This window comes from Streptomyces sp. NPDC001339, assembly GCF_042895955.1.
Classification (GTDB): domain Bacteria; phylum Actinomycetota; class Actinomycetes; order Streptomycetales; family Streptomycetaceae; genus Streptomyces.
Window position 1 is genome coordinate 17337 of sequence record NZ_JBIAWT010000011.1, and the last position, 21352, is coordinate 38688.

The window sequence follows — 21352 nt, forward strand, 5'->3', positions numbered from 1 at the left end:
TTCCCGGATCCGCGTCCACGTCCGCGTCGCTCGATGTCATCAGCCGAATGGTCATCAGCCGAGTGGTCATCGCCCGAACGCCTTGGCCGCGTCCTTCTCCAGCCGCTCCTGCGTCCTCGCGATGTCCTTCGGATCCTTCGGATTCCTCAGGAAGTCCTGCAGCTCCTTCAACTCGCCCTGCCCGGGCTTGCCGCCGAACGACGCCGGAGCCTGATCCGACATATCGAAGCGGAAATCGTCGCCCGCCCCGACCAGCGCCCGCGCGATCTCGCGCATCACACCATCGGTATACGCGGCCTGATCGAGCTCCTTGTTCGGCGAGAGGAACCCACCTGCCTGCGCCCAGATCTTCGCCGCATCCGTCGACGCCAGAAACGTCAGCAGCGCCTGCGCCGCCTCGTTGTCCTTGAGAACCACCGCCACATCGCCGCTGGTCACCACAGGAGACTCGGCCCCCACCGCGGGAAACGGAAAGACCTTCGCGTCCACCCCCACCCTGGCCCTGGTCTGCGCGATATTCGCCGCCGCGAAATCCGCCGATGCCACCATCGCGGCCCCAGAGGCATCACCCCCGCTGAACGTCCGCGTCACCGAGGTCGGAAAGTCCGTCTGCAACGCCCCCGCATTCCCGCCCGCCAGCAGATCCCCACGCCCGAACAACTCCGCCAACGTGGTCAACGCCCGCCTGACCGAACCGTCGGTCCACTTGATCTCATGCCGCGCCAGCCGGTCATACATCTCCGGCCCCGCCTGCGAGAGATAGACATTCTCGAACCAGTCGGTCAGCGTCCAGCCGTCCGCACCGCCCACCGAAACCGGCTCCACCCCCGACTCGGCGATCGTCTGTGCCGCCTGGACGAAATCCTTCCAGGTCTTGGGCTCCCCAACCCCCGCATCCTCGAACGCCTTGGTGTTGTACCAGACCAAAGACTTGTTGCTGGCCTTGAAGAACACGCCGTAATCCGTGCCCTTGTACCGCCCGAGCCCCCGCCACCCCGCGCTGTAATTCTTCCCCAACTGCCCCTTGGCATCCGCCCCCAGCGGCTTCAGCCACCCCTTTGCCGCAAACTCCCTCAGCACACCCGCCTGCTGAAGCATCGCTACATCCGGCGGCCCCCCACCAGCAATTTTCGACCCAACAAACCCGGCCATGTCATCCCCGCTGGGCACAAAGTCGACCTCAGCCCCGGTCCGCCGCTCGAACTCATCCAGAACCTTGCCGAAGTTCTCCCTCTCCACCCCCGTCCACACCGCAGTGACCTGCACCTTCTGCCCACTCAACCGCGGTAACCGCACACCGGTCGCGCTCCCCCCGCCACCTCCTGCCTCGCCCCTGCCCCCATCGCCACCACACGCCCCCAACACCACAACCAGCCCCATCACCACCCCCACCACACCAACCGCCCGCCCGCCCCTCCTGGCCCTCCTGGCCCGCACCCTTGGCCGTCCCGCCTCGCCGTCACATCGCCTGCCCATCCCCGTAACCCCTTGTCCCTGCGCTCCGTGCCGGTAGCGGTACTGGTGCGGTGGCGCCTTGCGCGATGGTGCTCACCTACGGCCGCGCACACGGTCCCGCATACAGCCCTGTATCCAGCCCTGCATACGCTCGTGCCCGTACCACCCGGTATGCGACAGGTTTACGCCCCGCCCACACCCCCCGCAATACCGCCCCCACCGCGAACTCACCTTTCGTGATGCGGCCGTTACAGCAACGGCGATGGCGACGGCGATGGTGATGGCGACGGCGATGGCGACATGACCGCCCAGTCCCTTGGCCTGGGCGACTGGACTGGGCGACCGCCCCCCCCGCGGACCGGCACCGCTCTCCACCGAACGAAGGAGGTGGAAGCGAACCCCCATGACAGGGCGCCACACACGCTTCAGGGCGCTGTCCCGCGCGCTTGCGATCCTGGTGGGTGTCGACGACTTCGACTCACTTCGGGGCAGGTCACACCAGTGGTGGGGCCGGTGAGGCGTCCGAGGACTGGGCGGCTCGTTGCAGGGCGCTGGCCAGCAGGGCCAGGTCCGTGGGGCCGTTACCCAACTCGCGCAGGGGCCGCCGGGCCGGCGGATCGCCCATCCGTTGCCACTCCAGCGGGACGACCGTCGGACGCAGCGTGGAGGTGCGGGGTATCCGCCCGGTGACCCGGCCTGCCTGGAACGGTGTCGAGGAGCCGTCCGCCGCACGGTGCAGCCGGCCGCGGCCGACCGGTGCCGGCTCGGGCGGGGTGGTGGTCGTGCCCAACGTGCCCAACTCGATGCGCAGACCGGCCCGTTCGCTGGTCGCGGTATCCGCCGTGCGGTCCGGATGGCCGGTGGCGGCTATCAGGTGGACGCCGAGCGCCGCTCCGTCCCGGGCCACGGCCTCCAACGCGCGTACCACCGAACCGGCGGCGGGGCGGCCCGGGCTGCCGAGTGCCGGGGCGACCAGGGCGTCGAAGTCGTCGACCAGGACGAACAGGCGGGGCATGGGGGCGGCCGGGTCCAGGGGGGCGGGCTGGGGAGTGGGGGGATGGGGGTGGAGGTGGGGGTGGTGCTGCGCACCTGGGGGGCTCGGGGGGTTCTGCGTGTCCTGGGGGTGCTGGGGGGTTGGGGAGGTGGGGCTGGGTGTGGAGTGGGGCTGGGTGTGGGGTGCGGGGTGTGATTGCGGCTGCGGTTGCTGGGTTGGGGGTTGGGGCTGTGGCTGAAGCTGGGGTTGAGGTTGGGGCTGGGGTGGGCGGAGGCGGAGGGTGCTGGTGGTCGACGGGGTCGCCGTGGTGCCGCCTGCCTCTTCCTTGTTACGGCAACGATTACGGAGAGTGATTTGTTCCTGCGCTGTGTCACCGTTTTCGGTGGAGCGGCGTGGGGCGATGATCTGGGGCGACGGGAGGTGCTTTGCGCGCCATTCGGCGAAGGGGGTGCCGGCCAGCACTTCGGCGCGGCGCTTCAGTTCCGAGGAGAGTGCCTGGGCGAACTCCCGCATCCGCACCGGGTCGGAGGCGGCGAGGTAGGTCGTGACGTGCGGCAGGTCCGTGCACACCCGCAGGCCGTCCCCGCGTTCACTGCCTCCGCCGTCCACCAGCACCAGGGACAGCAGGTCGGGGCGGTCGGCGGCGGCCAGGGAGGCCGCCAGGGAGCGGAGGAGTTCGGTCTTGCCGCTGGCCGGTGCGCCTTCCAGGAGGAGCGAGGTGCCGTCGGCGGCCAGGTCGGCGCAGAGCGGGCCGTGCGGTCCGGCGCCGAGTACCGCGGTGGCGCCCGGATGGCCGGCGTCCAGTGCGGCGGCCCAACGGGCCATCAGGGACGCGGGGGTGGCGCGGGCCAGGCCCAGTTCGTCCAGCAGCCGGGCCGAATCGGGCAGGGGGGTGGCGGCGCGGTGGACCGTACGGCCGGTTGTGGCGGTCGGGTCGGCCTCGCGCAGTGGTGCCAGCGCCCGGGCGAACCGCTCGGCCCAGGCGGCGGATACCGCGTCCACCGTCGCGACCGTGCCGTTCGGGCCGGAGCCGGGCTGGACGACGCGCAGTGCGGTGGCGACGTCGCCGCTCAGAACCGCGACCGCCCCGCACTCCCCGAAGGCGGGCGAGGCCGCTCGGGCCGCCTCGTAGGTCGCGGCCAGGGGGAAGGCGGGGGAGGCGGCCGGGGTCTCCGCCAGGCAGAGGAGGTGGATACCGGCTGCCGGGCCGCCTGCCGCGAGCCGGGCGGTGGTTTCGCGCAGCGCGGAGGAGCCGGGGTCGCCGTCCACGATCACCAGGGTGTACGGGCCCTGGTGGCGGTCGGCGGCGGAGGCGACCTCGGAGCGGTCGGCGCTCGCCCAGCCGGGGCCCAGGGGGCTGTCGTCGAGCCGTCGGACCAGTTCGGTCGTACGGGCCGTGGCCTGCTCCTTGTCGTAGGCGAGCAGCAGCCGGCAGTCCTGGCCATGGGCCGGGCGGGTGTGGGGCAGCCAGCCCAGCCAGGACCAGTCGGCCACCCGTTCCTCGGTGCTGTGTGCCCGGTCCGTGCTGATCAGGACGATGTCGAGGGTGCCGGGGGAGTGCAGGGCGGCGAGCTGGGCGACGGCGGAGCGGGCCAGTCCGGCGAGCCGGGCGCGGGGGCCGGCCAGGCCGAGGGAACCTGCCCGGCGCAGCTCGACTGCGACCGGTACGGGAGCCCGGCCGCCGGCCCGGTCGGCCGTCCCCAGGCGGACGGTCAGTGCGTCGGGGTGGTCCGGGCCGCGCTCCCAGAGCCGGGGGCCCGGGCCGAGCGCGGTGAGCAGGATCGCGGCGGCGTCCGGCCAGCGTTCGTCCGCGGCGGGCCCGGGGGGCCCGGAGGGCGACGGGACGGTCTCCCCTCCGTCAGGGGTGCCGACAGGGGTGCCGAACGGGTACGGCGCGGTGGCGGTGGTGGTCGGCTCGTGGGGCGCGGGGGGCGGGGTGCGGTCCGTGTACGGCTGTTCCGGGGCGGGCCTGCTGCCGGTCAGCCGCCGTGCCCAGGCGCCGATTCCCCCTCGCCGCCCGCCTTTTCGGGGTGCCTCCCGGGGCGCCTCGTCGGTGCGATCGGTGCGATCGGCGGGATCGGCGGCGTCGTGGTCGCGTACGGGCCGGTCGTGTACGGGCTGGTCGTGTACGGCGTCGGGAGGGACCAGTGGATGCCGGCCGCCGTGTGTCGGGTCCGTCGCGCCGGCGGCCGGGGGGCCGTAGGCAGGGGCTTCGCGGAGGCCGGGTGCGAAGCCGGTCGTCGCCCGGTTGTCGCCGGGGGTGCCTTCGGCATCGGGGCCGGGGCCGCTGCCGGAGCCGACGCGTCGGACGACGCCCTGTCCGGTGCCATGGGCGGTGGCCGCGGTGGGGAAGTCGGCGTCCGGGGCGGAGGCGGCAGCGGCATGGTGGGCGGGATGGTGGGCGGGGGTGCCGCGCAGGGGGGTGTCCCGTCGGGTCGTCGTGCCCTGGGCGGGCGGGGTGCGCGGTGCCGGTACGGGGTAGGACGCGGCGGCTCCGCGGGGCGGGGTGGCGGTGCCGCCGGTGTCGTCCGGGGTCGTGTGCGCGTAGCCGCCGTCGGCGCCCGGGGTGATGCGCAGCCGGCCTTCGCCGTCGGGGGCGGTGTGCAGGACCGGTTCCGGGGCGGTGGGGGCGGGCTGGAGGCGGAGGGCGGACTCGCCGACGCGCAGCAGGGCGCCGGGACGCAGCGGGACGGGCCGGTCGTCGAGGCCGGTGCCGTCGATGGCGGTGCCGTTGGTGGAGTGCAGATCGGTGACGTGGACCGAGCCGTCGGGCTCGACCGTGACGGCGCAGTGCAGCCGGGAGACGTCCGGGTCGTCGAGCGGGACGTCGGCGTCGGCGGAGCGGCCGACGCGGATCTGGCCGCCGTGCAGGAGGTGGACTCCGCCGGCGTCGGGGCCGGAGACGACACGGAGTCGTGCGGTGCCGTGCGGCAGGCCGTGGGCGGGGGCCGGGCCGGGGCCCTGGAGGGAGAGCACCGCACCGTCGATGAGCGGGGGTTCGCCGATCGCCGCGCGCTGGGGATCGAGGCGCTCGGTCCCGGCGTAGAGGACGACGGGGCCGCTGCCGCCGCCCTGGCCGCCGATATCGGCGCCGGTGCTCGCCACGGAGGCGGCGAGGGAGCCGGCCACGGCCGCCAGTGCGGTCCCGGCGGGGGCCGTCACGAGCACGTCGCAGGCCCGTGTGGCGGGGCCGCTGCGCGGCCCGAGGACGGTCAGCCGGATCTGCATCGCCGTCAACGGTCCCTTCTGCCGGGATCGGCAGGGGGCCGTTTGCTCCCCCCGGCCAACCCGAGCACGTCGGCACGTACAAGTCCCAGGCGCACGTCGCGACGAAGTCCGCGCCCCCACCGCTTCGTGCTGGAGGCATCCTCGCACCTGCCACTGACAACACGCCCGCCGACCGTCACTCAGTGATCTTGATCGGTCGTCTACGGACGGAAAAGTGCCTGGTTGCGGGCGGTGTCCGGGCGAATTCGGACCGTCGTGATCAGTTGGGAATCGCCCCGACCGGGTGGTGCGGGCGGTTCACGCGGTGGTCCGGCGGCGGTCGTCACCGGGATGTCGTGGGGATGCCGTCGGGCGCCGCCGGGGGTGTCGCCGGGGCGCGGGCGGGCAACCTTCCGTCCGGAAGGCGCGTCTTCCCCACGTGCCGGGGCCTGGTCATCCACGCCCCGGGCCCGGGCCGCTGGACCGAGAGGCCGGTGCGGACCGGGAAGCCGGTGCCCCGGCACTACAGTGGGTCGGACGGGCCGCGCGGAGATGATCTTGGCCGGAGCGGAAACGACCCCGGGCCGGACGGGCGCGCGGGGCCGGACCGGCCGACCCGGCAGGTCTGGGGCAAAGCGGGACAAAGTTCGATCACGACCAGGGAGCGCATGACGTGCGGCCGGTAGGCAGCAAGTATCTGCTCGAGGAGCCGCTGGGACGCGGCGCCACGGGCACCGTCTGGCGTGCCCGCCAGCGGGAGACGGCGGGTGCCGAGGCCGCCGTGGCCGGAGAGCCCGGTGAGACGGTCGCGATCAAGGTCCTCAAGGAGGAGCTGGCGCACGACGCGGACGTGGTGATGCGCTTCCTGCGCGAGCGCTCCGTCCTGCTGCGGCTCACCCACCCCAACATCGTCCGCACCCGCGACCTGGTCGTCGAGGGCGATCTGCTCGCGCTGGTCATGGACCTGGTCGACGGCCCCGACCTGCACCGCTATCTGCGCGACAACGGTCCGTTCACCCCGGTGGCGGCCGCCCTGCTCACCGCCCAGATCGCCGATGCGCTGGCCGCCAGCCACGCCGACGGTGTGGTCCACCGCGACCTCAAGCCGGCGAACGTGCTGCTCGCCGGGTCCGACGGCAGCGGCGAGATGCATCCGATGCTGACCGACTTCGGCATCGCGCGGCTGGCGGACTCCCCGGGCCTGACCCGTACGCATGAGTTCGTCGGCACGCCCGCCTATGTGGCGCCGGAGTCCGCCGAGGGCCGTCCGCAGACCTCCGCGGTGGACGTCTACGGCGCCGGCATCCTGCTGTACGAGCTGGTCACCGGCCGTCCGCCGTTCGCCGGCGCGACCGCCCTGGAGGTGCTCCACCGGCACCTCAGCGAGGAGCCGAGCCGCCCCGGTACGGTCCCGGAGCCGCTGTGGACGGTGATGGAGCGCTGTCTGCGCAAGCGCCCGGAGGAGCGCCCCAGCGCCGAGAACCTGGCCCGTGCGCTGCGCACCGTCGCGGCCGGCATCGGCGTGCATGCCCGCCCGGAGCAGGCCGAGGCGGCGCTCGGAGTCGCCGCGCTGCTCGCCCCGGACCCGGCCCCGGCGACCGTGCCCGGTACGGGTACCGCAGCCTCACCCATGGGCGGGGACCGCAGCGGTCCGGCCACCGGGGGCGACGCCGATCCGACCCAGGTGCTCCCGTCGGGCCCGGGCGGCGCCGGTACGTACGACCCGGCGGCGGCGACCAGTGTGCTGCCGTCCACGGGCGCGCCCGGAACGGGTGGCGCCGCCGGCCCGGGCGGCCCCGGCGGGCGGGAGTCCGATCCGACGCGGGTGATGCCGCCGGTGCCGGCGGGGCAGCCGCCCGTCGGCCCGCCGCAGCCCCCGGGCCCCCAGGGGCAGCAGGGGCAGCATCCGTGGGAGTCCCAGATGCGGGCCGCCCGCGACCGCAACGAACAGACGCAGGTGCAGTACCTGGACCCGGCCCAGGACCCGCTGCGCCGGCGTCCGCAGCGCCGCCCGGCCGCCCCGCAGCAGCCACCGCCGCAGTACCGCCAGCAGCCGCCCGCCCCGGTGCCGTATGCCCAGCAGCCGCCGGCACCGCAGCGCCGCCAGGAGCCGCCGCAGCGCTACGAGCCGCAGCGGCCGCCCGCGCCGGAGCCCCGGCCCCGGCGCGAGCCGCGTCCGCGCAGCGCCAACCCGATGAGGATCCCCGGGCTGGGCTGCCTCAAGGGCTGCCTGTTCACGCTGATACTGCTCTTCGTGGCGGCCTGGCTGATCTGGGAGCTCACGCCGCTCCAGGAGTGGATCGGCACGACCAAGGGCTTCTTCGCCCAGATCGCGGACTTCGTCAACGGCGTATCGGACTGGGTCAAGGGGCTGAAGCTGTAGCGCGTGCGCTGCCGTCGTCGTCGGCGGCCGGTCCGTGATCCGCGGGCCGGCCGCCGACGGCTTCCGTCTCCTTGCCCGATCGTCTCCTTGCCCGATGCGCGCTTCTCCCTGTTTTCTCTGCTCTCCTTGCGGCATCGTCGATTTGTCGACTTCCGGCGGGCGATTTCCCCCACAGAAGTGAAGGTTGCCGTCAACCAGGGCACGGAACCCCCTGGCATCCGCGTAGCTTTGACGCCAACCTCAGCCCCCGCAGGACGCTCGGGGGCCCGACATGTCGGAGCAGTCTTGGCACGGAAGATCGGCAGCCGGTACACCGCCCACCAGATCCTGGGGCGGGGCAGTGCCGGAACGGTATGGCTGGGCGAGGGCCCCGAGGGGGCCGTGGCCATCAAGCTGTTGCGTGAGGACCTCGCCTCCGACCAGGAGCTCGTCGGCCGCTTCGTACAGGAGCGGGCCGCGCTGCTGGGCCTGGAGGACCGGCATGTCGTCGGCGTCCGCGACCTCGTCGTCGACGGCAACGACCTGGCGCTGGTCATGGACCTCGTACGCGGCACCGACCTGCGCACCCGGCTGGAGCGCGAGCGCCGGATGTCCCCGGAGGCGGCCGTCGCGATCGCCGCGGACGTCGCCGACGGGCTCGCCGCCGCGCACGCCGCGCGGATCGTGCACCGCGACGTCAAGCCGGAGAACGTCCTGCTGGACATGCAGGGCCCGCTCGGCCCCGGTGGCGCGCACCCCGCGCTGCTCACCGACTTCGGGATCGCCCGGCTCGTCGACTCCCCGCGCCGGCCTCTTCCCCAGCCGCCGGCCGGCGGGCCCTCCACCTCGCTTCGCTCGGCCAAGGTCATCGGCACCCCCGACTACCTCGCCCCGGAGATCATCGAGGGCCTGCCGCCGCGCGCCTCGGTGGACGTCTATGCGCTGGCGACCGTCCTGTACGAGATGCTCGCCGGGTTCACGCCGTTCGGCGGTGGCCACCCCGGGGCGGTGCTGCGCCGCCATGTCACCGAGAGCGTGGCGCCGCTGCCCGGCATCCCCGACGAGCTGTGGCAGCTGCTGGTGCAGTGCCTGGCGAAGGCGCCGGCCTCCCGGCTGCGCGCCCCGGAGCTGGCCGCCCGGCTGCGCGAGCTGCTGCCCGGACTGGCGGGGATGCCGCCGCTGGACATCGACGAGCCGGACGGCGAACAGCCGGAGGGCGGGCCGGACGGTGCGGCCGCCGGGGCCCGCGAGGAATCGTTCTATCCGTCGGCGGCGGGGGAGAACGCTCCGCCGCGCGGCGCGGTCCCGCTGGTCCAGGGGGCGGCGCCGGACTCCAACCGGGAGACGCACACCAGCATGCGGGTCCCGGGCCCGGACGAGCTGGCGGGCGGCGCGCACGGCACGGCCCGCGCCCCGCGCGCCGCCGGGCAGCGCCGGGCGGGTTCGGCCCGGCACCGTTCGACGCCGGAGGCGGTGCGCCGCCGCCGGATCAAGCTCGGTGCGGCGGCCGCGGCGGTGGTCGTGGCGGCGGGCCTGGGCGGCTGGCTGGCCTCCGGTGGTGGCGACGACGACCCGGCCGGGGGCACGCCCGTCAGGCCCGGTATCGAGCAGCCCGCGCCGGACGCTCCGTAACGGCTCCGCACGGCTGGGTGACGGCTCGGTGGCGGCCCAGTGACGGCTCGGCGGCGGCCCGGTGGTGCTGCGCCGGGCCGGTCCGGCGGGTCCGGGCCGCCGGGGCGGGTCAGGTTGTCGGCGGTTGCCGTTAGGCTGGGTGCGTGGCAGTCGTCGATGTATCCGAAGAGCTGAAGTCCCTCTCCTCGACCATGGGGTCGATCGAGGCCGTCCTGGACCTCGACAAGATGAGGGCCGACATCGCCGTGCTTGAGGAGCAAGCGGCGGCGCCGTCCCTGTGGGACGACCCGGAGAACGCCCAGAAGATCACCAGCCAGCTGTCCTACCTCCAGGGCCAGCTGCGCCGTGCCGAGGAGCTGCGCGGCCGGGTCGACGACCTCGAGGTGCTCTTCGAGCTCGCCGAGGCCGAGGGCGACGAGGACACCCGCGCGGAGGCCGAGGCCGAGCTGGCCGAGGTCCGCAAGGCCGTGGAGGAGCTGGAGGTCCGGACGCTGCTCTCCGGCGAGTACGACTCCCGTGAGGCGGTCGTCAACATCCGCGCCGAGGCCGGCGGGGTGGACGCCGCCGACTTCGCGGAGAAGCTGCAGCGGATGTACCTGCGCTGGGCCGAGCGGCACGGCTACAAGACCGAGCTGTACGAGACCTCGTACGCGGAAGAGGCCGGCATCAAGTCGACCACCTTCGCCGTCCAGGTCCCCTACGCCTACGGCACCCTCTCCGTCGAGCAGGGCACGCACCGCCTGGTGCGCATCTCGCCGTTCGACAACCAGGGCCGCCGCCAGACGTCGTTCGCCGGTGTCGAGGTGCTGCCCGTCGTGGAGCAGACCGACCACATCGAGATCGACGAATCGGATCTGCGGGTGGATGTGTACCGCTCGTCCGGCCCCGGCGGCCAGGGCGTCAACACCACCGACTCCGCGGTCCGGCTGACGCACATCCCCACCGGCATCGTCGTCTCCTGTCAGAACGAGCGCTCGCAGATCCAGAACAAGGCGACCGCGATGAACGTCCTCCAGGCGAAGCTCCTCGAGCGCCGCCGCCAGGAGGAGCAGGCGAAGATGGACGCGCTCAAGGGCGACGGCGGCAACTCCTGGGGCAACCAGATGCGTTCCTACGTCCTGCACCCCTACCAGATGGTCAAGGACCTGCGGACCGAGTTCGAGGTCGGCAACCCGCAGGCGGTGCTGGACGGCGACATCGACGGGTTCCTCGAGGCGGGCATCCGCTGGCGCAAGCAGCAGGAGAAGTAGCGGCCCCAGCCCCCCTGATACCGGAACAGCGGACCACCGGGAACGCTGGAACAACTGTCTCCCCTGGGGAGGCAGTTGTTTTCGGTTGTTTTTCGCTTTGGCGGTTTGGTCACAGTCGTATGTCCATGTACCGCGCATCTCGCAGCAATTCGGGCATCGGTTCTTTAATCGACCTTGACGTTGCCGTCCCGACTGGGAAGGCTGAACGCGGCATGCGCATGTCTGGGGTGCGTGGATGAACGGGGAGATGAGTGGCCTGTCCGCAGTCGCGGGGCCGGAACTCGCGTACCCCCATCGGCTCGTCGCCCCGTACAGCGGTGTTCCCATGACGAGTTCAGCTACTGGGGGTAGCAGTACATGACGAAGAAGACGCGGCTGCGCGTAGCGCGTATTGCGGCCGGTGCGGTGATCGCGGCGGGTGCGTCGCTCACCGCGGCCGGTGCCGCATCCGCGGCCGAGACGGGCCAGACGAAGAGCGCCGGTGAGAACTGCAGCATTCTCGACCCGCTGCACCTGTTCTGCGAGGGCGGCAGCTCCGGCGGTGAGTCCACCGGCGGTGAGTCCACCGGTGGTGAGACGACGGGCGGTGAGACCACCGGCGGTGAGTCCACTGGTGGTGAGACCACCGGCGGCGAGACCATCGGTGAGACCACCGGTGGCGAGACGACCGGCGGTGAAACCACCGGCGGTGAGACGACGGGCGGTGAGACCACCGGCGGTCAGACCACGGGTGGCGAGACCACGGGTGGTCAGAACAGCGGCGGTCAGACCACCGGTGGTGAGACCACCGGCGGTCAGAACAGCGGCGGTCAGACCACGGGTGGTGAGACCACCGGCGGTCAGAACAGCGGTGGTCAGAACACCGGTGGCCAGAACGGCGGCCAGGACGGCGGCCAGAATGGCGGCCAGACCGGTGGTCAGAACGGTGGCCAGAACGGTGGCCAGTCCGGCGGTAGCACCACCGGCGGCAGCACCACGGGTGGCGGCAACACCGGTGGCAGCACCACGGGTGGGAGCACCACCGGCGGCGGCAGCACCGGTGGCAGCACCACCGGCGGCGACTCCACCGGCACCGGCACCGACAACGAGGGCTCCACGCCGATCGAGCAGCCCGGCAAGGGCAAGGAGCAGATCGCTGACACGCCCGGCCAGGCCAAGCAGCAGGCGAAGGGCGGGGAGCTGGCCGAGACCGGTTCCTCCGGCACCACCTTCCTGCTCATCGGTGCGGCCACGATGATCGCGGGCGGTGTGGGCTTCCGTATGCTGCCCCGCCTGATCAACAAGAACGGCGGCGGCGCGGCAGCGGCCTGACGCTGACGCGGCACCATCAGGGGCCCGGGACGCAGCGGCGGACGCTGCTGGTGTCCCGGGCCCCTCGGTGTTCACGCACCGCTACCAGCGGCGCCGATTCCTGTACACGAGGTAACCGGACGCGCGTACCGGTACGCGTACTCGTCTCCGCGGGGGCTCGTCCCCGCCGGGCTCGTCCCGTTCGTCCCCGCCCAGGTGCCGTCACACGGCCTGGTGGAGCAGCACCCCGACCGCGGCCAGGACGATCATCAAAGCCAGCAGCATCGTGGGGTTGAGCTGCGCGAAGATGCCGCCGGCCTGCTGCTGGAGCCGTTCTCTGCTCGCCCGGCACACAGGGCAGCGGCCCTCGCTCACAGGGGCCGCGCAGTTGGCGCACACCAGTCGGTCGTACGTCATGCGACCTCCTTCTTCACTGCTCCAACGCACCGGAAGGCGCATTGGTTCCCTCCTCCACTGTGCCAGCTCCACGACGGAACGGCGCGCCCCGCGGAATTGTGCGGCCTTTTGTCCCGTAGGTCCGTGTGCGGAACCGTGTGCAAAAGCGCCAACCCCCGACGGCCACTGCACCGCCCCGCGAGGTTCGCGTATGGTCACGCACACCGACGGGAGCCGCAACTCGGCAACCCGTGCCGCTATCCAGGTCGACCGTGGTGCATCAGTGATCCGATTCGACAACGTCTCCAAGACCTACCCGAAGCAGAACCGTCCCGCCCTCCGGGACGTCTCGCTCGAGATCGAGCGCGGCGAGTTCGTCTTCCTGGTGGGCTCCTCGGGCTCCGGCAAGTCCACCTTCCTGCGGCTGCTGCTGCGCGAGGAGCGGGCCTCCCATGGCCATGTGCACGTACTGGGCAAGGACCTCGGCAAGCTCTCCAACTGGAAGGTCCCGCAGATGCGGCGCCAGGTGGGCACCGTCTTCCAGGACTTCCGGCTGCTCCCGAACAAGACCGTGGGGCAGAACGTCGCCTTCGCCCTGGAGGTCATCGGCAAGCCGCGCGGCCAGATCCGCAAGACGGTCCCCGAGGTCCTCGAACTCGTCGGTCTCGGGGGCAAGGAGGACCGTATGCCGGGCGAGCTCTCCGGTGGTGAGCAGCAGCGCGTCGCCATCGCGCGGGCCTTCGTCAACCGGCCGCTGCTGCTCATCGCGGACGAGCCCACCGGCAACCTCGACCCGCAGACCTCGGTCGGCATCATGAAGCTGCTGGACCGGATCAACCGGACCGGTACGACGGTGGTCATGGCCACCCACGACCAGCAGATCGTCGACCAGATGCGCAAGCGGGTCATGGAACTCGAGAAGGGCCGGCTCGTACGCGACCAGTCGCGCGGCGTGTACGGCTACCAGCACTAAGCGTGTACGGCCCCCAGCACTGAAAGGACGCCATGCGCGCCCAGTTCGTCCTGTCGGAGATCGGCGTCGGTCTCCGCCGAAACCTCACGATGACGGTCGCCGTCATCGTCTCCGTAGCCCTCTCCCTGAGCCTGTTCGGCGCCTCGCTGCTGATGCGCGACCAGGTCAGCACGATGAAGGGCTACTGGTACGACAAGGTCAACGTCTCCATCTTCTTCTGCAACAAGAACGACTCCGCCAACGGCGGCCAGTGCGCCAAGGGTGCGGCCACCCAGCAGCAGAGGGACGACATCAAGGCGGAGCTGAGCAATCTGCCGATCGTCCAGAGCGTGACGTACGAGTCCAGCGACCAGGCCTACAAGCACTACAAGGAGCAGTTCGGCGGTACGCCGGTCGCCGGTCTGGTGACCCCCGACCAGCTGCCGGACTCCTTCCGCGTCAAGCTCAAGGATCCGACGAAGTTCAAGGTCATCAAGTCGGCGTTCTCCGAACGGCCCGGTGTGCAGGAGGTGCAGGACCAACGGGACACCGTCGAGCCGCTGTTCAACCTCCTCAACGGCATGAACATCGCCGCGCTGTGTGTGATGGGGCTGATGCTCGTCGTCGCGCTGATGCTGATCGTCAACACCGTGCGGGTGTCGGCGTTCAGCCGCCGGCGGGAGACCGGGATCATGCGGCTGGTGGGGGCGTCGAGCTTCTACATCCAGATGCCGTTCATCCTGGAGGCCGCCATCGCGGGTCTGCTCGGCGCGGCCTTCGCCTGTGTGCTGATCGTCGGCGGCAAGTACCTCCTGGTCAACAACTGGCTGGCGAAGAAGATCCAGGTGATCAACTTCATCGGCTGGGACTCGGTGGTGGCGGTGCTCCCGCTGGTGCTGCTGATCGGTCTGCTGATGCCCGCGCTCGCCGCGTTCTTCGCGCTGCGCAAGTACCTGAAGGTGTGACCTTCGCCGAGGGGCGCCGTACGGCAACTCGCCGTGCGGCGCCCCTTCGTCCCCTAGACTCACCGGCATGTCGGGCCCGTGGTCGTACGACCGGCCCCGCCGCATGCGCCGCGGGGCGGCCCTGACGTTGTTCCTCGCCGGTGTGCTCGCGGCCGGCTCGGTCACCGGCACATGGGGCGACGCCGCGGAGGGCGCCGCGGGACGGAACGCCCCGGACCGCGCGGCGCTCGGCGCGCACGCCCCCCTGCCGCACGCCCTCGCGGACCGCGCGACCGTCGAACGGGCCGCCTCCGAAGCCCTCGCGGACGGCAAGTCCGGTGCGCAGGCCGCCGCCGAGGTCGTCAGCCGCAGCGGCGACCGCTGGTCGACGGTCTACACACCGGGCGAGTTCGAGGACTTCCAGCAGCAGTTGGACGGCACGTACGTCGGTGTCGGCCTGTGGGTACGGCAGGCGGACGGCGGCCGGATCGAGGTGTCCCGGGTCCAGTCCGGCAGCCCCGCCGCACGGGCCGGAATCGCCGCGGGGGACCGGCTGCACGCCATCGACGGCCTGCCCGCCCAGGGGCGCCCGGTCACCGACATCGTCGCCCGGCTCCGCGGCAGCGTCCCGCACGGCTCCCGGTCCGCCGGCCCCGGCACGACCGTACGGCTGGACCTCCGGCGCGGCACCCGTCACTGGAGCGCCACCCTGCACCGCGCCCGGCTGCACACCCGGAACGTCACCGTCAGCCGGCCGGCCGGGACCGGCGGCCCGACCCGCGTCAGGGTCGCCTCGTTCGCCAAGGGCACCGGTGACGCGGTACGCCGGGCGGTCCGCCGGGCCCTGCGCGCGGAGGGCCTCGTGCTCGACCTGCGCGGCAACACCGGCGGCCTGGTCGCCGAGTCCGTGGCCACCGCCTCGGTCTTCCTCGACGGCGGCCTGGTCGCCACCTACGACGTACGCGGCGACCAGCGCGCCCTGTACGCGGAGCGGGGCGGCAATACCCGCCTGCCCCTCGTCGTCCTTGTCGACGGCGGCACGATGAGCGCCGCCGAGCTGCTGGCCGGAGCCCTGCAGGACCGCGGCCGGGCGGTCCTGGTGGGCTCCCCGACCTTCGGCAAGGGCTCGGTGCAGATGCCCACCCGGCTGCCGGACGGCTCGGTCGCCGAGCTGACCGTCGGCCACTACCGCACCCCTTCCGGGCGGACCGTCGACGGTGCCGGCATCACCCCCGACCTGGTCGTCGACGGCCAGGCCGAGAAGCGGGCCCGCAAAGTATTGAGTGGCCTCGGAACCGGGGCGTAGTGCGAAAATGGCAGCACGATGAGCAAGCAGACCAAGCAAAAGGGCAAGGACAAGGACTCCGGGCGCAAGCTCGTGGCGCAGCACAAGAAGGCGCGGCACGATTACCACATCCTGGACACCTACGAGTGCGGCCTGGTGCTGACCGGCACCGAGGTCAAGTCGCTGCGTCAGGGCCGGGCGTCGCTGGTGGACGGCTTCGTCCAGATAGACGGAAACGAGGCCTGGCTGCACAACGTGCACATCCCCGAGTACGCCCAGGGCACCTGGACGAACCACGCGGCCCGGCGGAAGCGGAAGCTGCTGATGCACCGCTTCGAGATCGACAAGCTGGAGTCCAAGAGCCAGGAGACGGGTCACACGATCGTGCCCCTCTCGCTCTACTTCAAGGGCGGCCGGGCGAAGGTCGAGATCGCGCTGGCCAAGGGCAAGAAGGAGTACGACAAGCGGCAGACGCTCCGCGAGCAGCAGGACCGCCGCGAGGCGGACCGGGCGATCTCGGCGGCGCGCCGGCGGCAGCGGGCCTGAATCTGAGCGGGCCTGAACGGGAGCGGGCCTGACCTGCGGGTGAGGCGCGGGAATACGCTGGCACCGGACCAGGTTGTTCCCGTACGATAGCTGCGCACCCCACGGAGGGTGTGCACCACATTGATAAATCAACATGGGGATGATCGGTTTCGACAGCGGATGTCGAAGCAGGGGAAGCGTGTCGAGGAAGCGGCAATGATCTCGTAAACCATATGCCGAAACCAATAATCGCCAACACCAAGCGCGATTCCTTCGCCCTCGCTGCCTAAGTAGCGACCTGCGAAGTGTCAGCCCGGGGATGATCCCGACCCGGATCCTGGCATCAGCTAGGGGTCTTATCCACTGAGCCCGGTCACGGGGCCCAGCGGAGACACCAAACAGTGACTGAGCCCGTCGGAGACTTGTCCGCGTGATCTCCGGGGCTGAGAAAATCGCAGCGGACTGCACACGGAGAAGCCCTGGTTCCGCACCGTTGGACGCGGGTTCGATTCCCGCCATCTCCACTCATCACTCATCCCATGTAAAGCAGCGCCCTCGCGAGAATCTCGCGGGGGCGCTGCTTTTTGTTCACCGATGGTGACGGACGGACGGGGTGGGGACGTCGTCGGGTGCGAGAGCGCGGAGCCAGTACTCGGTGGCGAGGGTCGGGGCCAGGGCGAGCGGGGTGTGGGGGTGCGGTCGGCGAGACGTCAGGTGGTGCCGGAGCAGGTCGGGGCGGATCAGGCCGCGGTCGGCGAGGAGGGAGTCGTCGCAGAGGGCGGAGAGGACGGAGAGGTCGTCGCGGTGGGCACGCGGGTCGGCGTGGATCTCGGCGTGGATCTCGGAGTGGATCAGGGAGTGCGTCCGCGAGCGGGTCCCGGCGTGGACCTTGGTGCGGATCCAGGCGCGGGGGTCGGTGAAGGGGCCGGTGCGGGGGCCGGTGGCGGGCCCGGGAGTGGGGGCGTTCCGGGGGCCGCGGCCCAGGACGCCGTCGGGGACGATGCCGCGCAGGGCGCGGGTCAGCAGGGGCTGGTGGACGCCGGGCCGGGTGCGGTCGGCGAGGTGCAGGGTGAGCGCCGCCTCGATGACGGCATCGTCCAGGAACGGCGCTTCGTAGCCGACGCCGTACGGGGCGGTGAGAGCGGCGACGCCGCGGACGGTCTCCCCGGCGCGGATGGCGGCGCGGACGGTCTCGTGCTGGGAGCGCAACGGCCCGAACGGCTCGGGCTGTTCGGCGGCGGCTTCGCGCAGCAGCCGGCGGACGGTGGCGACGGCGTCCGGGTGCGCCCAGGGCGGCATGCCCGGAACGGTCTCCCAGTCGGCGCCGGTCTTCCGCGGGCCGGCACCGGCGGACAGGCGACGGGCGCCGCCGGCCAGCCAGCGGGAGTACGGCCGGCCGCCGAGGAGCGTGCGCAGGGTGTCGGGGGCCGTCCATCCACACAGGTGATGGGCGGTCCAGGCGCGCCGGGCGGCGGCCCGCGGATCCCTGCGGGCAAGGGAGTTGAGGGCCACCGTGCGGTGGTCGAACAGCGCGTCGCCGCCGGCACCGTCGAGATGCAGCCGCGAGCCGTGTTCGGCGACCAGCCGGGACCGGTGGAGCAGCCGGGCCGCCTCACGGAAGGCGGCGAGCGGGGCGGCGGGGCTGGTGTGAACGGGCTGGAGGGTGTGGACGGGGTGCGGGGGCGGGGCGTACCAGGTGGGGGCGTCGGCGTACGGGAGGGACAGGTGCGTCACGCTGCTGTGCGGCGGCCCGGAGGGCTCCTCGGCCCTGCCCTTGCCCCTGTACGTGCGCTGTCTCCTGCTGTTGCCCGGGCCTGCGCCGTTGCTGCTGGTCTTGCCGTTGCCGCTGATCCTGCCGTTGCTGTTGATCCTGCCGTTCGTACCGTCCCTGCCGTACCTGTCGCTCCCGCCGTTCCGTGCGCGTCCGCGGGTGCCCGTGGCGTTGACTTCGGTGTCGCGTGCGTGCGGGCGTTCCGGGGCGCGCAGGAGCGCCGCGGTGCGGTCGGTCCACAGCGTGCCGTCGGTCCATGCTGTGGCGGCGTCGCCGGCCGGGGCGCGGTGTGCCCAGGAGGTGGCGATCAGCCGGACGTCCTCCCGGGCGGCGAGGAAGCACAGGCCGGTGGCGGCGGTGTGCGGGGAGAGGCCGACGCTCAGCGTGCCGCGGTCCTTGCCCCCGCCGGTCCCGCCGGTCCCGCCACTCCCGTCGGCCTCGTCGCCGCCGGCTGCTGCCGCCTGTCGCCGTGCGCGTCCGGCGCGGGCCGCCACCGCGTCGGCCAGGGCCTGACGGACGGTCTGCGCGGCCTGCTCCAGAGGGACCTCCGGCTCCGGTGGTTGCCACCAACGGGCAAGGGAGTGCCGCCCGTTGGCATACAGGGTGAGGTGGTGACCTGGTGGGACGGCGGGGACCGAATGCCACAGCGGGCGCAGGGTGAGGGGGAGCGGGGGGAAGGGGAACAGCAGGCGCAGCGCCAGTGATTCCTCGTCGATGAAGCCGATGCCGGGGGTGCCGAGCGGCAGTCCGGCGAGGGCGGCTCCGCGGGCGAGCGCCGCCAGGTCCTGGGGGCGGTTGCCGGCGACGGTGACCCCGCCGATCCGGGCGTGGTGGAGCTGCCGGACGGTCGCGAGGTCGCCCTGGCAGCGCAGGTCGCCGTCGACGGCGCTCAGCACGAAGTGGCTGCCGGGGATGCGGCGGGCGCGTTCGCCGATGCCGTCGAGGTGGCCCGGTCCGTGCAGCAGCCGGGTCAGGGTGTCCGGGGTCGCGGAGGCGGTGCCGAGCAGTGCGATGCGGCGCGGCCCGGCCTCGGCGGTCAGTACCTCGTCGGGGGACCAGTGGCCCACGATCCAGGGGCGGCCCGAGGGGTGGCGGAACACGTGACGGGACGGGCTCGCCGGCAGGCAGCGGAGGAGGGCGTCGGACGCGGGGTGGTCGGGGAGGACGAGGAAATCCACGGTGGGGGAGGGCTCCACTCGGTGTGCGGGACAGGCGGGACAGGCGGGACAGGCAGGACAAGGCGCCGACCGGGCTGGGGCGGGGCGGGAGTTGCCGGGCGGAGGCCCCGCCGATGCTGACAGGTTCACGGCGGACTGGCATTGCCCCGAACGGGTGATTTCAGGAGCGTATGGGGCGGCGCATCGGCGTGTCCCAGCGCGGTGCGTACGCCGGTGTGCCCGCCCTCGCTCACGCATCGGCCGCGCGCCCCGTGAGCGCAAGGTTTCGCAGCGGTGACTTCCCGCCACGGGACCGAAACCCGCCGTCCCTAGCTTCGGGGCAGACGACCCGACTCCCTGGGAGGCGCGATGACGCCCGAGCAGGCCGCGGCAGGCACCCGAAGCGACAGTCCCGGCGACACCCGTACCCACTCCGGCAGCGACACCCGTACCGCCACCCGCGGCGAGGGCCCTACCTCCCCCCGTACCGACGGCCGGCCACGGCGCGGAGGCCGCTGGATCGAGCACTGGGACCCGGAGGACGAGACGTTCTGGCAGGAGACCGGAGAGCGGGTGGCCCGGCGGAACCTGGTGTTCTCCGTGCTCTCCGAGCACATCGGCTTCTCCGTCTGGAGCCTGTGGTCCGTGATGGTCCTGTTCATGGGGCCGGAGTACGGGATCGACCCGGCCGGGAAGTTCTTCCTGGTGGCGATGCCCACGCTGGTGGGCGCGGTGCTCCGGGTCCCGTACACCTTCGCGGTGGCGCTGGTCGGCGGCCGCAACTGGACGGTGATCAGCGCGCTGATGCTGCTGGTGCCGACCGGGGTGGCCGCGCTGGTGATGGAGCCGGGCACCTCGTACACCACGTTCATGGTCGTCTCGATGCTGGCGGGCGTCGGCGGCGGGAACTTCGCCTCGTCGATGACGAACATCAACTCCTTCTATCCGCTGAGGAAGAAGGGGTGGGCGCTGGGGCTGAACGCCGGCGGCGGCAACATCGGGGTGCCGGTGATCCAGCTGCTGGGACTGCTGGTCATCGGGACGGCGGGGGCCGCTCATCCCCGGCTTGTGCTGGCCGTCTATGTGCCGCTGATCGTGCTGGCGGCGGTGCTCGCGGCGCTGTTCATGGACAACCTCGCGCCGGTCACCAACGACACCGGGGCGGCCCTGGACGCCGCCCGGCAGCCGCACACCTGGGTGATGGCGCTGCTGTACATCGGCACGTTCGGGTCGTTCATCGGCTACAGCTTCGCCTTCGGCCTGGTGCTGCAGAGCCAGTTCGCCCGTACGCCCCTCCAGGCGGCCTCGCTGACCTTCATCGGGCCGCTGCTGGGCTCGCTGATCCGGCCGGTCGGCGGGCGGCTGGCCGACCGGTTCGGCGGCGCCCGGATCACCCTGGGCAACTTCGCGGCGATGGGGCTGGCCACCGGCCTGGTGATCTACGCGTCGGCGATGAGGTCGCTGCCGGTGTTCCTCACCGGGTTCATCGCGCTGTTCGTGCTGACCGGGCTCGGCAACGGCTCCACGTACAAGATGATCCCGGGGATCTTCCATGCCCAGGCGGTACGCCGCGGGCTGACGGGGGAGACGGCCGCGGCGTACGGGCGGCGGCTGTCGGGCGCGGCGATGGGTCTGATCGGAGCGGTGGGCGCGCTCGGCGGGCTGGCCATCAACCTCGCCTTCCGGCAGTCGTTCCTGACGGCCGGATCCGGAACCCCCGCCTTCGTCGCCTTCCTGTTCTGCTACGCGGTGTGCGGCGCGGTGACCTGGGCCGTATACCTTCGCCCGGTGGCGCGCGAGCGGCGTACGGCGCGGAGCGCGGTGGCCGGAACCGGCGGCGCGGCGGGCCTGGGCGCGCCGGGTACGGACGGGGAGCGGCGCCAGGTCTACGCGGAGGTGTAGGGCCTGCCGCGCGAGGCGTGAGGCCCGCCGCACGGTGCCGCGCGAGGCGTGAGGCCCGCCGCACGGTGCCGCGCGAGGCGTGAGGCCCGCCGCACGGAGGCGTGAAGCCTGCCGCGCGAGGGGTGAGGCCCGGCGCACCGAGGCGAGAGGGCTGCCGCACGAAGGCGTGAGGCCTGCCCCGGGGCACCCCGGGGGGCACCCCGGGGTGTGCGGCGCCCGCCGTTACCGTG

General features: G+C 72.5%; 13 protein-coding genes and 1 other RNA gene. 10 read left to right on the forward strand and 4 right to left on the reverse strand.

The annotated features are described in order from the left end of the window. Positions 1 to 66 precede the first annotated feature (66 nt). Both ACFY12_RS28260 and ACFY12_RS28265 read right to left on the reverse strand, forming a co-directional pair. Positions 67 to 1380, reverse strand: coding sequence for an ABC transporter substrate-binding protein (locus ACFY12_RS28260; protein WP_390718738.1), 1314 nt, complete (start codon positions 1378 to 1380; stop codon positions 67 to 69). Between the two features lie 568 nt (positions 1381 to 1948). Further along, positions 1949 to 5677: an FHA domain-containing protein gene (locus tag ACFY12_RS28265; protein ID WP_390718932.1), complete on the reverse strand. Its 3729-nt coding sequence runs from the start codon at positions 5675 to 5677 to the stop codon at positions 1949 to 1951. Between the two features lie 652 nt (positions 5678 to 6329). Between ACFY12_RS28265 and ACFY12_RS28270 the strand changes: the two genes are divergently transcribed. The 4 genes from ACFY12_RS28270 (at position 6330) to ACFY12_RS28285 (ending at position 12211) form a co-directional block, all read left to right on the forward strand. Next, positions 6330 to 8039, forward strand: coding sequence for a serine/threonine-protein kinase (locus tag ACFY12_RS28270; protein WP_390718739.1), 1710 nt, complete (start codon positions 6330 to 6332; stop codon positions 8037 to 8039). Between the two features lie 285 nt (positions 8040 to 8324). Further along, complete coding sequence (locus tag ACFY12_RS28275) at positions 8325 to 9650, forward strand: serine/threonine-protein kinase (protein ID WP_390718740.1); 1326 nt, start codon at positions 8325 to 8327, stop codon at positions 9648 to 9650. Between the two features lie 143 nt (positions 9651 to 9793). Continuing rightward, positions 9794 to 10900, forward strand: coding sequence for a peptide chain release factor 2 (gene prfB, locus ACFY12_RS28280; RefSeq protein WP_390718741.1), 1107 nt, complete (start codon positions 9794 to 9796; stop codon positions 10898 to 10900). Positions 10901 to 11257: 357 nt separating this feature from the next. Then, positions 11258 to 12211: a hypothetical protein gene (locus tag ACFY12_RS28285; protein WP_390718742.1), complete on the forward strand. Its 954-nt coding sequence runs from the start codon at positions 11258 to 11260 to the stop codon at positions 12209 to 12211. A gap of 201 nt (positions 12212 to 12412) precedes the next feature. Here ACFY12_RS28285 and ACFY12_RS28290 read toward each other — a convergent pair whose 3' ends face one another. Beyond that, a complete protein-coding gene (locus ACFY12_RS28290) occupies positions 12413 to 12607 on the reverse strand; it encodes a hypothetical protein (RefSeq protein ID WP_066931513.1) in 195 nt (64 codons plus the stop codon). Positions 12608 to 12869: 262 nt separating this feature from the next. Here ACFY12_RS28290 and ftsE point away from each other — a divergent pair, with 262 nt between their 5' ends. From ftsE to ssrA, 5 genes are all read left to right on the forward strand, one after another. Next, complete coding sequence (ftsE, locus tag ACFY12_RS28295) at positions 12870 to 13559, forward strand: cell division ATP-binding protein FtsE (protein WP_066931945.1); 690 nt, start codon at positions 12870 to 12872, stop codon at positions 13557 to 13559. Positions 13560 to 13591: 32 nt separating this feature from the next. Then, positions 13592 to 14503, forward strand: a complete 912-nt coding sequence (gene ftsX / locus ACFY12_RS28300) for a permease-like cell division protein FtsX (RefSeq protein ID WP_390718743.1) — start codon at positions 13592 to 13594, stop codon at positions 14501 to 14503. A gap of 67 nt (positions 14504 to 14570) precedes the next feature. Next, positions 14571 to 15788: a S41 family peptidase gene (locus tag ACFY12_RS28305; RefSeq protein WP_390718744.1), complete on the forward strand. Its 1218-nt coding sequence runs from the start codon at positions 14571 to 14573 to the stop codon at positions 15786 to 15788. An 18-nt stretch (positions 15789 to 15806) separates the two neighbouring features. Next, positions 15807 to 16313: an SsrA-binding protein SmpB gene (gene smpB, locus ACFY12_RS28310; protein WP_390718745.1), complete on the forward strand. Its 507-nt coding sequence runs from the start codon at positions 15807 to 15809 to the stop codon at positions 16311 to 16313. Between the two features lie 135 nt (positions 16314 to 16448). After that, positions 16449 to 16819: a transfer-messenger RNA gene (gene ssrA / locus ACFY12_RS28315) on the forward strand. Positions 16820 to 16880: 61 nt separating this feature from the next. Here ssrA and ACFY12_RS28320 read toward each other — a convergent pair. Continuing rightward, positions 16881 to 19241: an asparagine synthase-related protein gene (locus tag ACFY12_RS28320; RefSeq protein WP_390718746.1), complete on the reverse strand. Its 2361-nt coding sequence runs from the start codon at positions 19239 to 19241 to the stop codon at positions 16881 to 16883. Positions 19242 to 19589: 348 nt separating this feature from the next. Here ACFY12_RS28320 and ACFY12_RS28325 point away from each other — a divergent pair, with 348 nt between their 5' ends. Continuing rightward, the gene (locus ACFY12_RS28325; RefSeq protein WP_390718747.1) at positions 19590 to 21122 is read left to right on the forward strand and encodes a nitrate/nitrite transporter; all 1533 of its coding nucleotides are present in this window, start codon (positions 19590 to 19592) and stop codon (positions 21120 to 21122) included. Positions 21123 to 21352 lie beyond the last annotated feature (230 nt).

Coding starts and splice junctions, on each gene's coding strand:
- ACFY12_RS28260 (WP_390718738.1), bottom strand. CDS start 1,380: ATGGGGCTGGTTGTGGTGTTGGGGGCGTGTGGTGGCGATGGGGGCAGG.
- ftsX (WP_390718743.1), top strand. CDS start 13,592: ATGCGCGCCCAGTTCGTCCTGTCGGAGATCGGCGTCGGTCTCCGCCGA.
- ACFY12_RS28325 (WP_390718747.1), top strand. CDS start 19,590: ATGACGCCCGAGCAGGCCGCGGCAGGCACCCGAAGCGACAGTCCCGGC.
- ACFY12_RS28285 (WP_390718742.1), top strand. CDS start 11,258: ATGACGAAGAAGACGCGGCTGCGCGTAGCGCGTATTGCGGCCGGTGCG.
- ACFY12_RS28265 (WP_390718932.1), bottom strand. CDS start 5,677: ATGCAGATCCGGCTGACCGTCCTCGGGCCGCGCAGCGGCCCCGCCACA.
- smpB (WP_390718745.1), top strand. CDS start 15,807: ATGAGCAAGCAGACCAAGCAAAAGGGCAAGGACAAGGACTCCGGGCGC.
- ACFY12_RS28290 (WP_066931513.1), bottom strand. CDS start 12,607: ATGACGTACGACCGACTGGTGTGCGCCAACTGCGCGGCCCCTGTGAGC.
- ACFY12_RS28305 (WP_390718744.1), top strand. CDS start 14,571: ATGTCGGGCCCGTGGTCGTACGACCGGCCCCGCCGCATGCGCCGCGGG.